This is a genomic window from Gammaproteobacteria bacterium (genome assembly GCA_030680605.1).
Taxonomy (GTDB): Bacteria; Pseudomonadota; Gammaproteobacteria; order SURF-13; family SURF-13; genus JAQBXX01.
This window is the reverse complement of sequence record JAUXUQ010000009.1, coordinates 1-12,952: the sequence shown is the minus strand read 5'-3', so window position 1 is coordinate 12,952 and position 12,952 is coordinate 1. Positions and strand designations below refer to the sequence as shown.

The window sequence follows — 12,952 nt, the reverse complement described above, 5'->3', positions numbered from 1 at the left end:
ACTCATCCCGCATCGGGTACGGCTTGTTGTTCACTCTGTCTGCGCCGCTCTTCCTGCTGCAACGCCCACATATGCGCATAATGCCCAGCCTGCGCCAACAAGCTGCGGTGTGTGCCACGCTCGACAATGCGGCCGTGCTCCATCACCAGTATCTCGTCGGCATCTATCACCGTGGAGAGGCGGTGCGCAATCACCAGTGTGGTATGGCGGGCAGCAACCTCATCCAGCGCCGAGAGAATGGCGCGCTCCGAACGTGAATCCAGCGCCGAAGTGGCTTCGTCAAAGATAAGAATCTGCGGCCCCTTCAAAATCGCACGCGCGATCGCGACGCGCTGCTTCTCGCCCCCGGAAAGCTTGAGCCCGCGCTCGCCGACGACCGTGTCGTACGCCTTGGGCCAGGTCTCGATAAAGTCGTGGATATGCGCCTGCTGCGCGGCATGCACGACTTCCTCCCGCGATGCCTCGGGTTTGGCATAGGCGATGTTGTAATAAATAGTGTCGTTGAACAGCACTGTGTCCTGCGGCACGATACCGATGGCCGCACGCAGGCTGGCCTGACTGACATCACGAATATCAACACCATTGACCATGATGCGACCCGCACTGACATCGTAGAAGCGGAACAACAACCGCGCCAGTGTAGACTTGCCGGCCCCACTCGGCCCTACTACAGCTACCTTACTGCCGGGGGCAATTTCAAAATCAACATCGGACAGGATATTGCGCTCCATGTCATAGCCGAAGCTCACGCCCTCAAAGCGGACGCGGCAGTCACCCACGGCCAGTGCTGTCGCATCGGGCTTGTCCTTGATGTCAGTCTCAACCGCCATCAGGCCAAACATGCGCTCCATGTCGACGAGCGAATTCTTTATCTCACGGTAGACAAAGCCCAGAAAATTGAGCGGGATAAATATCTGTAACAAAAAGGCGTTGATCAGCACCAGATCACCGAGGGTCATTGCGCCGCTTACCACATCGGCACTCGCCAGCCACATCAACACAGTGACGCCCACTGCGATGATCGCGCTCTGGCCAAAATTCAGCAGCGCCATGGAGGTCTGGTTTTTGACTGACACACGCTCCAGTGCAGCAAGATTCTCGTCATAACGGCGCGACTCGTACTCTTCGTTGCCGAAATACTTGACTGTTTCATAGTTGATCAAACTGTCAATGGCGCGCGTGTTCGCCTTCGAATCCATTTCATTCTTGGCGCGCGTATATTTCAACCGCCACTCGGTAACGACCAGCGTGAATACAACATACATCGCCAATGTGCCGAACGTCACCAGCGCATACCAGGCCGAATACTTCCCCAGCAGGATGGCCGCTACCAGCGTTATCTCCAGCAATGTTGGGAGAATATTGAACAGCATGAACGACAGCAGAAAGCTGATACCACGCGTGCCGCGCTCGATGTCGCGCGACAGCCCGCCGGTCTGCCGATCCAGATGAAAGCGCAGCGCCAGGGCATGCAGGTGGCGGAACACCTTGAGCGCGATGCGACGGATGGCGCGTTGCGTCACCTTGGCGAAGACGGCATCACGCAGCTCGCCCAGCAATGCCGCGCTCAGGCGCAACAGGCCATAACCCAGCACAAACATGAGCGGCAACACCAGCACCGGGTTATGCGCCACATCCAGCCGATCCACGATCTCCTTGAGCATGAGCGGCACGCCCACATTGGCGAACTTGGCTAATATCAGGCAGCCAATGGCAAACAGCGCCCGGCCCCGAAACTCCCACAGGTAGGGCAACAGGCTGCGCACCGTCTTCCAGTCAGAGCGGTGCCCCGGGGGGGGTGGTGGGGTGGTAAAACCGTGCATGCTGTTATCGTCGCGCCATTGGGCCGGAGAGGGTCTCCGGGCTTACCCGCACTCTATCGTGGTTGTGGCCCATATGCGGCCCGCTCGTGCTCCATTGTGGCTGCGGCTGCAAGGCGGCTCCCGCAAAAGCCCGGCCTGCCTCTATTGCCGCCCCCGAAAAGCTCAACCTGAGGATTTTCCGGGGCTTTCTTTAGAGTATAATACGGCAATAACTTTTCTCATCACCTGTTTATTTAATCGACACACGCAACTGCGGCCCGTCCTATGCCCATTTACGACTATGAATGCACCCAGTGCGGACACCGCGTTGAAGTAATGCAGAAATTCAGTGACGCCCCGCCCGCCGCATGCCCCGCCTGCAGCCAACCCACACTGCGCAAACTGCTCTCGGCGCCTTCCTTTCACCTGAAAGGCAGCGGCTGGTACCAGACCGACTTCAAACACGCAGGGCAGAAAAAACCCGCCGATCCTGCGAAATCTGAGTCGGAGAAGCCAGCGAGTACAAACTCCGACACTGCCGAAGCCACCAAGACGCCGGCCGAAAAGTCCGCTGCTGACAGCACGGCCAAACCGTCGGCGCCCAGCACCGACTCTGCCGCCTGACCTCGCGCACCATGTCACATCTGCGTCGTTACGTCATCGCCGGCCTGCTCATCTGGGTGCCACTCGCGGTTACCGTGCTGGTCATCAAGCTCATGGTAGACATCATGGATCGCACCCTGCTGCTGCTGCCCGCCGCCTATCATCCGGATGTCCTTCTCGGCCTGCACATTCCCGGCCTCGGGGTCGTACTTACCATCACTGTGGTGCTGGTCACCGGCATCGTAGTTGCCAACTTCTTCGGGCAACAGTTGGTAGATGCCTGGGAGCGTCTGCTTGCGCGCATCCCGCTGGTACGCTCCATCTACTCCGGCGCCAAACAGGTTTCTGAAACGCTGTTTGCGCCCGGCGGCCAGTCCTTCCGCAAGGTGCTGCTGATCGAATATCCGCGCCGTGGGCTGTGGACTGTGGCCTTCCAGACCGGCACCACGGTAGGTGAGGCACAGACCAAAACCCGTGACGAGGTGGTCAATGTCTACATGCCCACCACGCCCAACCCGACCTCGGGTTTCTTTCTCATGGTGCCGAAGCAAGACACCATCGAGCTCGACATGAGCGTCGACGAAGGGCTCAAAATGATCATCTCGATGGGCGTGATCGTACCCGGCCCGCGTACCAAACCCCTTGGCAGCACGGCACCGGTCGCCACACCCGGCGCCTGAGACCGCGCTGCCCCTACATTATCAGGAACCCCGTCATGCGCAGCCATTATTGCGGGCAGGTTAACGAAGCCCTGCTCGACCAGAATCTCACCCTCTGTGGCTGGGTGCACCGGCGGCGTGACCACGGCGGCGTGATCTTCATCGACCTGCGCGACCGCGAGGGACTGGTGCAGGTCGTCTTCGACCCGGCGCAGGTCGAGGCCTTCAGGCTGGCGGAGCGCGTGCGCAACGAATACGTACTGCGCATCAAGGGCTGCGTGCGCAAACGTCCGCCGGGCACGGAAAATACCTCCCTGCCGACAGGCATGGTTGAAGTATTGAGCGTGGAAGTTGAAATACTCAACGCCGCCCAGCCACTGCCGTTCCAGCTCGATGAGGAGGGCGTGCACGAGGAAACCCGCCTGCGCTATCGTTATATCGATCTGCGCCGCAAGGAAATGCTGGGACGTTTACAGCTACGAGCCTGCATCACCCGCACCCTGCGCAGTTTTCTCGATGCGCATGGATTCCTCGACATCGAAACACCGATGCTCACCAAGGCTACGCCCGAAGGTGCGCGCGATTATCTGGTGCCCTCGCGCACTCATCCGGGCAGCTTCTTTGCGCTGCCGCAATCACCACAGCTGTTCAAGCAACTGCTGATGATGTCGGGATTGGAGCGCTACTACCAGTTCGCCCGCTGCTTCCGTGATGAGGATCTGCGCGCCGACCGACAGCCGGAATTCACCCAGATCGACATCGAGACCTCTTTCATGGACGAACACGCCATCACTACGCTGATGGAAGACATGATGCGCGAGCTGTTCGCGAAAACACTCGAGATCGCATTGCCCAAACCATTCCCGCGCATGACCTGGCGCGATGCCATGACGCGCTATGGTGTCGACAAACCTGATCTGCGCATACCGCTTGAGCTGGTGGATATCGGCGACCTCATGCGCGATGTTGAATTCAAGGTGTTCTCCGGACCGGCCAATGACCCCGCCGGACGCGTAGCCGCACTGCGCCTGCCGGGCGGCTGCGCACTCACGCGCAAGGAGATTGACGACTACACGCAGTTCGTCACCATTTATGGCGCCAAGGGGCTTGCCTACATCAAGGTCAACGAATGGGCCAAGGGCCGTGATGGCCTGCAATCACCCATCCTCAAATTCCTGCCGGACACCGTTATCAGCCAGATCATGCAGCGCACACACGCTGCCGACGGTGATCTCATTTTCTTCGGTGCCGACAAGGCCAAGGTTGTCTGCGACGCACTCGGCGCGCTGCGTATCAAGCTCGGCCACGACTGCAACCTGCTACAACATGGCTGGCGGCCGCTGTGGGTGGTGGACTTCCCGATGTTCGAGCACGATGCAGACAACCAGCGCTGGCAGGCATTGCATCACCCCTTCACCGCGCCCGCAGTGGATGACATTGGTGCCTTGGAGCGTGACCCCGGTGCATGCCTGTCGCGCGCCTATGATCTGGTGCTGAACGGCACCGAACTTGGCGGCGGCTCGGTACGTATTCACCGGCCCGAAATACAGAGCGCGGTCTTCCGCCTGCTGGGCATCAGCGATGAGCAGGCGCAGGAAAAATTCGGCTTCCTGCTTGATGCCCTGCAATACGGCTGCCCGCCACATGGCGGCATCGCCTTCGGGCTCGATCGCCTCACCATGCTCATGGCCGGCGCCAGCTCGATCAGGGAGGTGATGGCCTTCCCCAAGACACAGACGGCCGCCTGCCCGCTCACCAGCGCACCATCGCCCGCCTCGGAAGCACAGTTGCGTGAACTCTCTATCCAATTGCGCCCGAATGACCGTCAGCCCAGGCCTGCCGCAACCTGACGGCACAGTGCCGTAGCCTGAACTGACACGCTAGCTTTTGGGTCAAATGCTTATCGGCCCGGGAATACGAGCAATGACCCCCACCGCAACCACAGCGCCTACTGCAATCACTACCCGCGTAGCGCAGGGTGGGCGTGGCACGGCACCGGTGCTGACCTGGCGCGACGATCAGTTCACCGATGAAGTTGCGCACGCAACCCAGCCGGTGTGGGAGCAACTGCACGGCCTGATCGCCGACGTGGACTGGCTGCTCAAGGCGCCACTCATCTACCGCATAAACCAGCTCAAACAGGAAAAGCGCGCACTCATTCTGGCGCACAATTACCAGCTGCCGGAGATCGCCTATGGCGTGGCCGACAAGGTGGGTGATTCACTGCAACTGGCCCAGTATGCGGCCGCCCTCAACCAGGAGGATGCGCCGGTGGTGGTGATGTGTGGCGTACACTTCATGGCCGAGACGGTGAAGGTGCTGGCGCCCGAACGCACCGTGCTGATACCCGACACTGCGGCGGGCTGCTCGCTCGCCGAATCCATCACTGCTGCCGACGTGCGCCTCCTCAAACAGCGCTATCCCGGTGTCCCGGTGGTGAGCTATGTGAACACCTCCGCCGCAGTGAAGGCGGAATCCGACTACTGCTGCACCTCCAGTAATGCGGCGCGCGTGGTCGAAGCGGCGGCGCGCGCATTTGGTGTACAACGCGTCATCTTTCTGCCCGACCGCTATCTGGCCGCCAACGTCGCGCGACAAACCGCTGTCGAAATCATCGCCTGGCATGGCGCCTGCATGGTGCACGAGCGCTTCACGCCCGACCAGATCCGTGCCTTGCGTGAACAATTCCCCGGCGTACGCGTGCTGGCGCATCCTGAGTGCCCACCCGAGGTCTGCGACGAAGCCGATTTTGTCGGCTCCACCTCCGGCATGATTCGTGATGTGCAAAACTCCGGCGCAGCGAAGGTCGTCATGGTGACCGAATGCGCCATGGCGGATAATGTCGCCGTAGAAAATCCCGCCGTGGATTTTGTGCGGCCCTGCGTGCTGTGCCCCCACATGCAGCGCATCACCTTGCCAAAAATACTGACTGCCCTCGAAACCCTGTCACCGCAAGTTGAAGTGGATGAAAGCATCATCCACGCCGCGCGCCGCGCGGTGGAGCGCATGCTGGCCGTCAGCCCCTTGTCACCCCGAACCCCGACCACAGCGACATGACCGCAGCATTTCAAAACCGTACTGTCAGCTGATACGCGGGATACTGCTGCAAACCTCACGTCGCCCTGAGGCACCCTTGGCGGGGACGCACACACACGGGGACCGGCAAATGGATCAGCCGGGAACTCAACCCGAGGCCGGAAGCTCCTTATAACGGGACTTTCCTATTTTCCTGAAAAGCGCTACTATTTCGACACGCCACTCCCGCTTGCCGATGAAATCGAAAGAGCCGGAAAACGTGTCGAACTACGGGATGCTTAATAAATAGATGGAAGATTTTGATCCAGCAGGCCCTGCAACGCGCTGCCCCTGCCTGCAGTGCACGCCACTGCGCAATCAAGAACATCGTTACGTCGTCTACCTGTTCCGATAAGTCCCGAATAATGCGCCAGGCCCGACGCAATAAAATGTTAACGTGACTTGTATAAGCACCATGCTGCCGACAAGAAACCATGGCATATACGCCACCTCAACCAAGACCGCCATATGTCGTCACCAAAACTAGAGCTCACAATTAACGAAAATAGCCGCTGCCGCCACCAGGGCCTCGGCTGGGCAGACCGATTTGGGCCCTGGCGACGCTGCAGTACAAGGCTTGGCCCCTCGAGTTCGTGTATAACTGCAGGCACACATCCTCCATTCGCATGGACAATGTCATGACAAAACAAGTGAATTGGCCCACCCCACTGCACTTTACATTGCCGCCCAAGGCAGCTGGCGATGCCCCCGAGTCCTGTATCGCCTTTCTTGCCAATGGCAAACAAATATCAGGTGAGTTGATCCGCTTTTCCCCTGATGAATCAGCGCTTGAAATACGCGCCAGCGAATCCGGCGCCAACTCCACCGTTGACCTGAACAGCCTCAAATACCTGCGATTGGCCCAGCCACTCCCCCCAAAAAAACAGGATGACCTGCTCAAGACGCAACTTGGGGATGAGGTAATTTCTGGCTCAGACAAGCAAAAATGCAATATAGAGTTTACGGACGGCGACAAGCTTACTGGTGAGACCATGGGGTCCATCCGGAAAAAGGCCGGCCTATATTTATTCATATTGAACCGTGAAGGGAAAATCATTCGCTACTTCATCCCCAGCCATGCCATTAAAAACTGTCAGATTGGCACACCCATAGGCCAGTTGCTCGTCAAGGAAAAGTCCGCGACTTCAAAAGATATTGATCTCGGTCTGAAGAAACAACAGCAACTGCGCAACCAGCGCATAGGTGATTACCTGGCCGACGAACAACTCGTCACACGAGAGCAGATCATCCGGGCGCTACAAGAGCAGAAGAGCAAGCCCAGCCTGAAATTGGGTGAAATGCTGGTTAACGAGAAGTTGGTTACCCAGCAGCAACTGGATGAGGCACTGGGTGGCCAGCAGAAAGACCGCAAAATGCCCCTGGGTGAAATTCTGGTCAACATGGGCCTTGTGGACAGGGACACCATCAAACGTGCGCTGGCGCGAAAGCTTGGCATTCCGGTTGTCAATCTGCGCAAATTCAATGTTGACCCGAATGTCATTAAGCTGATCCCCGAAAATATCCTGCGCAAGCACAAGATTATGCCGCTGTACCGGGCGGGAGAAACATTAGTGGTAGCCGTATCGGATCCCATGAAGTGGGAGCCATTGGACGCATTACGTTTCTATACAAAATTAGCGATTGAGCCTGTCATGGCAACCGAGGAAGACCTCTCTCTTGCGATAGATAATTTTTATGGTTATGACGGAGGCGGCGGGGATATTGGTGAACTCACATCACAACTGGTGTCCGAATCTGACAACGACGAACCTGATGAGACCATTGCGGAATCTGACAACACCCTCGTCAGGCTAGTCAACAAAATGATAATGGACGCCCTGCAACAGGGAGCCTCCGATATCCATATTGAGTCTTACCCAGGCAAACAAAATACCCGTGTCCGTTTTCGCAACGACGGCACGCTGTCTGATTATTTTGAAATTCCAGCTAATTATAGAAATGCCGTGGTCTCCAGGATCAAGATCATGTGTGGGCTCGACATCTCCGAGCGGCGCAAGCCACAGGATGGCAAGATCGATTTTCAGCAATTTGGCCCGGCAAAAATAGAATTACGTGTGGCCACCATACCAACCACCAGGAACATGGAAGACGTGGTGATGAGACTATTGGCCGGGGCCAAACCGGTTCCCATAGATGATCTTGGACTTAACTCAACACTCCTGGAAGCCATTAAAAATATCGCTGTCAAGGCGCATGGTTTATTTCTGATATGCGGTCCCACAGGCTCAGGCAAAACCACTACGCTACACTCCGTACTCAGCTACATCAACACGCCGGAGCGCAAGATATGGACTGCGGAAGATCCCGTCGAGATCACGCAGCAAGGACTGCGGCAGGTGCAGGTAAATACAAAAATTGGATTAACCTTTGCAGCTGCGATGCGTGCATTCTTGCGAGCTGATCCAGACGTTATCATGGTCGGCGAAATGCGCGATGCCGAGACCACCAAAACCGGCATTGAGGCATCCCTTACAGGTCATCTTGTGTTTTCCACCCTGCACACCAATAGCGCCCCGGAAAGTGTCGTGCGGCTCCTCGATTTGGGCATGGATCCCTTCAATTTCTCCGATGCATTATTGGGCGTTCTGGCGCAGCGACTCGCCAAGCGCTTGTGTAAAAAATGCAAAGAATCCTACACCGCAAGCAGTGACGAAATTGATGAATTGTTGCAGGAATATTGCCTGGACATGCCTATCGATCCGGCCACTGTATTGCAACACTGGAAAAGCACCTACACCGTTAAGGGTGAGTTTATTCTTTACAAGGCATGCGGTTGTGAAGAATGCGGAAACACCGGCTACAAGGGACGTCTTGGCCTGCATGAACTGCTTATCGGCAGCAACACGATTAAGCGACTGGTCCAGAGGCGCGCAACCGTAGAGGAACTGCGAAACACGGCCTTTGCCGAGGGTTTGCGCACCCTGAAGCAGGACGGGATAGAGAAAGTCCTGCAAGGCAACACTGATATCCATCAGATTCGCACCGTGTGCAATTAGCAGGTTGCCAATCTTTACATATGCGCGGGCACGGATGCGCCGAGCACATCGAGGATGACTGCCTCTCCATCATGGGCAATATGATGCCCTTGTCTAGATCGGCATAGCGGAGCATGCGGGCGTTGAGTATTACCGCGCGAGCTTGATCAAGTCATGGCCCGCGCGCGCAGTGCTGGCAGACCTCCTGGATCACGTCGATATCCATGCACACCTCCCCATTGCGGCCCGCACTCAACGCACGCTACAGTGTGCCACAAACGGCTGCACGGCGCGCCGCATCTGCTCGAACTCCGCGCCGGAACAGGTCTGCCGGTCACGAAAGGCCGGGTCCAATACCTCACCGCTGGCAAACCGCTGCAGGATATACCGGTGCGCGCCTTTAATCAGCCGCGCCATGCTTGCGATGTCTGTGATATCCAGTTGTGACTTTACCACGGTCGTGCGAAATTCGTAATCAACGCCGGACTTCATGATCAGCCCGATGCTGCGCGCGTCTTCCAGTTTCATGCCGGAATTGACGAAGTTGGAAAAATACGGCACGCCGTCATGCGCCACAGGCCGTCGAGGTTCGGATTGTCCCAGTCAAATCCCTTGGTGATGTTGTAGGTCGGGATGGGGAAGGTAAATACCCTGCCGGCGGCGTCGCCCTCCAGCATCACCTCGAACAACGCGCGATTGAACAGGTCCATTTCCCGCTGGAAATCCTTGTACCGGGTGTCCTGCAATTTACCGCCGATGATGACGCCCTGTTCGGCAAGATAGTTCAGCGCCTGCAAATCCAGCGTGATGTTGGTGAAGGGGGCCTGAAAGCCGACGCGCATCGGCACGTTGATGTTGAAAATGAATTCCTGCAACGCCTGCTTCACCTCGGCGTAGGCCAGGCCGTCGTAGCTGATGAACGGCGCCAGCAGCGTGTCGAAATTGGAAAAGGCCTGCGCCCCCTCCGCCTCGCCCTGCAGGGTGTAAAAGAAATTGACGACCTGGCTCTGCACGAGCGCAGGTGCCGCGCGGGACGCTATCGCTAAAGGCGCGGCGTTGCCTCGTGGGCATAGCGCTTTTCGTGCTGGCTCTGGCATTCGTAGCAGCGTTTCGCGGTCGGATACGCCGCGAGCCGGTCGTAGCCGGTCGTGGCGCCACAGTCGATGCACGCACCGTAGCTCAGGTCGGCCATACGCAGTTGTGCCGCTTCAACATCGCGTATTTCCTGAATATGACGGTCGAAAAGAGCGGCATTCATGTCCGTCAGCATGTCCGCCACGGATTCATCGCCAACGTCCATCACGCCTGCGGCGAGGTCGATATAGTGCTGATCGCCCGAGGCGATCATCTCCTGGCGCACCTCCTCGAGCAATTCAGTGAGGCGGCTGTTCAGCAGTTGCCGGAGTTGCTTCAATTGGGCATTGGTCAGGGTGGACATGGGCGCTGCTCCTTGGTTCGAAGATACTTTTGCTTAAGATACTCCAGATATTCTCCGCGCGAGTTTGATATAGATCAATTTCCTTCCATCCTTCGTCGGATATATTACAATCACGATATAAAATACAACCACGGGAAACGAGGAGCGCACCATGCCGGACGTTCTGAAAGTAATCGAGGTGCTCGCAGAGTCTGAAAAAAGCTGGGAAGACGCAGCGGCACAGGCCGTCGCGCGCGCCTCCAAGTCTCTGCATGGCATCAAGTCAATCTACATCAAGAATTTTGAGGCCAAGGTGGAAGGCAACAAGATCACCAAATACCGCATCAATGCCAGCATCACCTTTCTGCTCGATTAGTGACTAGTATCGAATAAAAAGGGTATCCGGAATCTGCGTGTGCGCCAAGCTTCCTCGATGGCTGGCTGATCAGTGTTGAAACAAGTCGAAGGGCCTTTAGCGCATAGCCGGTTTCGGCCCTAACCAGCCGGTCGATCTCCTGCGAAGAAGCAAGTTCGTGAATTATGTACGCTTCTTCTTCTTCTTTAGCCTACGAGCGGGGTGAACAAGTTGCCTGACCTTTGTGAGCTTTTCGCACCCATCTTCAACCATACGAATAAAGTCACGCGCGTCAGAGAAGTAGTTCTTGAACGCCAACCTCACTTCGTCACTGGTATCCGCGCGCACCAGAACGATATCTTGGCCAGGCATCTGCTTTTCAAGCTCGAACAATGCACGTACGGCATCGGTAGAGTCTCGGAATGTCTTGATTTCAAGTTCACCTGATTCTGAAAAGATTAGAATCGCGTTGCGATTGTCCGACATGGCTTTGTCCGCCGCATTAAGCCCGCGCAACGTATCTAACATTGAAAGTTCGTTATCGAGCGCAAGAAATTGTTTTACAATTTCACGATCTTCCAGCGCAGGAAATGGCCCTTTCATACTCTCATAAGCCCTAGCCAGAATTTCGCTTGCTAGCGCCATAGCTTGCTCGTAGCGTTTGTCGCCTCTCTCAAATTTAGGCTGGCTCTCTGTAATGAAACCAATAACTTCGACCACCGTGGCCCATGAATGTTGTACTAGCGTTCTATATTGAATCTCAACGTATAGCCCGGCAAGTCTTTTACCAACTTCAGAATTGACATCGTACTCGTACACATCATGAACCCCGCGGTGACCGGTAGGCTTGGGGCTTTTTATGTAGTCGTACTTGTCAATGTCATTTCGATGCTTGTGATTGAAGCGGGCTTTATGAAACTTATCTCGAAATAAATACAGTTACTTTATGCTACGGAATATCAGCCGACATCCCGCGATGTCATCCATACGGGAAAGATTCATTCCCGGAAGTCTTGTGAGCTTATCGAAGATCGTTAACTTACGTTTATGTCTCTGTGCGACGGTTATTCGCGTGCCACGTGTACGATTTCTCAAAATCGCCTGAAACGTATTAAGGACGCCCCGGTGAGCCGCGCGCCAGTCATCAATAACCTGAAGATCATCGACCGTAGGCATATTGGCGCGAACGTTATCGCCTGCACGGTTTACCCGCGCTTTAGAACCTCCTGGGTAATCCGGATTGTTAACTGCGTTCATTGTGGTTTGGTCATGTGTGCGACGCCGAACGTGAAGCTAAACGGCGCTGCGCGTCTTTATCGCGCAGCGTCCAGCGACCGAGTGATAAGGGGACGCTACCCTTATTTATCACTATGTTTGGAGTTTCAAGCAAGCTTTTTCACGCCAGCTTTCTTTGCCGCCTTCTGCAAATCTTCGTCGAGCGTGGCCAGCGGTATGCCCAGTCTTAAGGCCAGTTCGAGGTAGGAGGCATCGTAAGCAGACAGTTTGTAGCGCCGCGCCAGTTGCAGGGTATCAGACAGCGCGTGCTGGAATGTGGCCGCGTCCACCTCAATATCCACGCCTTCCAGCATCTCAAGAAACGCCCCGCTCCGCGCTTCTGTCACAAGGTCTTTCGCTTCCGCTCTGGCAATGACGTTTGCCACTTCCAGCCCCCATGTCACGGGTACGAGGGCGTTGGTCTTTTTCATCGCATCAAGCACCTTGCCGGCGTAGGCGAGTTCTTGTGGCCTGCCGTCACCAAAGTACCAGCGCATGGTCACCGAGCTATCAAGGACGAAGCTCACGCGCGCCCTTCTTCGATGAGAGCCTTGATGTTTACACCACGCACCGGATCGGCCCGCATGAAGGCTTTGAGATTTTCTGCCGCCGCAACCTTGTCCTTCACCCGTGCGCCCAGACTGGGCACCAAATCCGCAATGGCTACGCCGCGATTGGTGATGGTAAAGCTTTTGCCGGTTTTTACCTGCCGCAGCAATTCAGGGAGCCTTGTTTTCGCCTCATATGAGCCAATTTCGATCTTCATGGCT

At 56.4% G+C, this 12,952-nt stretch carries 12 protein-coding genes and 1 pseudogene; 6 read left to right on the top strand and 7 right to left on the bottom strand.

The window, feature by feature from the left end:
* Nucleotides 1-2: 2 nt before the first annotated feature.
* A complete protein-coding gene (locus Q8L89_04405) occupies nucleotides 3-1,823 on the bottom strand; it encodes an ABC transporter ATP-binding protein/permease (protein ID MDP1708289.1) in 1,821 nt (606 codons plus the stop codon).
* A 264-nt stretch (nucleotides 1,824-2,087) separates the two neighbouring features.
* Here Q8L89_04405 and Q8L89_04400 point away from each other — a divergent pair, with 264 nt between their 5' ends.
* From Q8L89_04400 to Q8L89_04380, 5 genes are all read left to right on the top strand, one after another.
* A complete protein-coding gene (locus tag Q8L89_04400) occupies nucleotides 2,088-2,426 on the top strand; it encodes a zinc ribbon domain-containing protein (protein ID MDP1708288.1) in 339 nt (112 codons plus the stop codon).
* 11 nt (nucleotides 2,427-2,437) lie between these two features.
* The gene (locus Q8L89_04395; protein MDP1708287.1) at nucleotides 2,438-3,085 is read left to right on the top strand and encodes a DUF502 domain-containing protein; all 648 of its coding nucleotides are present in this window, start codon (nucleotides 2,438-2,440) and stop codon (nucleotides 3,083-3,085) included.
* Between the two features lie 35 nt (nucleotides 3,086-3,120).
* A complete protein-coding gene (aspS, locus tag Q8L89_04390; GenBank protein ID MDP1708286.1) occupies nucleotides 3,121-4,914 on the top strand; it encodes an aspartate--tRNA ligase in 1,794 nt (597 codons plus the stop codon).
* Between the two features lie 73 nt (nucleotides 4,915-4,987).
* Nucleotides 4,988-6,121, top strand: coding sequence for a quinolinate synthase NadA (gene nadA, locus Q8L89_04385; GenBank protein MDP1708285.1), 1,134 nt, complete (start codon nucleotides 4,988-4,990; stop codon nucleotides 6,119-6,121).
* Nucleotides 6,122-6,777: 656 nt separating this feature from the next.
* A complete protein-coding gene (locus Q8L89_04380; GenBank protein ID MDP1708284.1) occupies nucleotides 6,778-9,156 on the top strand; it encodes an ATPase, T2SS/T4P/T4SS family in 2,379 nt (792 codons plus the stop codon).
* 231 nt (nucleotides 9,157-9,387) lie between these two features.
* On the opposite strand, the gene Q8L89_04375 is transcribed toward Q8L89_04380, so the two are convergent.
* From Q8L89_04375 to Q8L89_04365, 3 genes and pseudogenes are all read right to left on the bottom strand, one after another.
* Entirely contained in the window at nucleotides 9,388-9,663 is a 276-nt protein-coding gene (locus Q8L89_04375) for a hypothetical protein (protein ID MDP1708283.1), read from the bottom strand.
* Nucleotides 9,637-10,139, bottom strand: a pseudogene (gene nrdD / locus Q8L89_04370) (anaerobic ribonucleoside-triphosphate reductase). The gene Q8L89_04375 and the pseudogene nrdD overlap by 27 nt, the downstream one beginning before the upstream one ends.
* Before the next feature lie 38 nt (nucleotides 10,140-10,177).
* Nucleotides 10,178-10,573 (bottom strand): TraR/DksA family transcriptional regulator, encoded by a 396-nt coding sequence (locus Q8L89_04365; protein ID MDP1708282.1) that lies wholly within the window; start codon nucleotides 10,571-10,573, stop codon nucleotides 10,178-10,180.
* Between the two features lie 151 nt (nucleotides 10,574-10,724).
* On the opposite strand from Q8L89_04365, the gene Q8L89_04360 reads away from it, so the two are divergent.
* Nucleotides 10,725-10,928 (top strand): dodecin family protein, encoded by a 204-nt coding sequence (locus tag Q8L89_04360; GenBank protein ID MDP1708281.1) that lies wholly within the window; start codon nucleotides 10,725-10,727, stop codon nucleotides 10,926-10,928.
* Nucleotides 10,929-11,090: 162 nt separating this feature from the next.
* Here the strand turns inward: Q8L89_04360 and Q8L89_04355 are convergent, their stop codons facing one another.
* From Q8L89_04355 to Q8L89_04345, 3 genes are all read right to left on the bottom strand, one after another.
* The gene (locus Q8L89_04355; protein MDP1708280.1) at nucleotides 11,091-11,786 is read right to left on the bottom strand and encodes a hypothetical protein; all 696 of its coding nucleotides are present in this window, start codon (nucleotides 11,784-11,786) and stop codon (nucleotides 11,091-11,093) included.
* Nucleotides 11,787-12,289: 503 nt separating this feature from the next.
* Nucleotides 12,290-12,709 carry a type II toxin-antitoxin system VapC family toxin gene (locus Q8L89_04350; GenBank protein ID MDP1708279.1) on the bottom strand — a complete coding sequence of 140 codons (420 nt, stop codon included), beginning with the start codon at nucleotides 12,707-12,709 and terminating at the stop codon, nucleotides 12,290-12,292.
* Nucleotides 12,706-12,948: a type II toxin-antitoxin system prevent-host-death family antitoxin gene (locus Q8L89_04345; GenBank protein ID MDP1708278.1), complete on the bottom strand. Its 243-nt coding sequence runs from the start codon at nucleotides 12,946-12,948 to the stop codon at nucleotides 12,706-12,708. Before Q8L89_04345 ends, Q8L89_04350 begins: the two co-directional genes overlap by 4 nt.
* Between the last annotated feature and the right edge of the window lie 4 nt (nucleotides 12,949-12,952).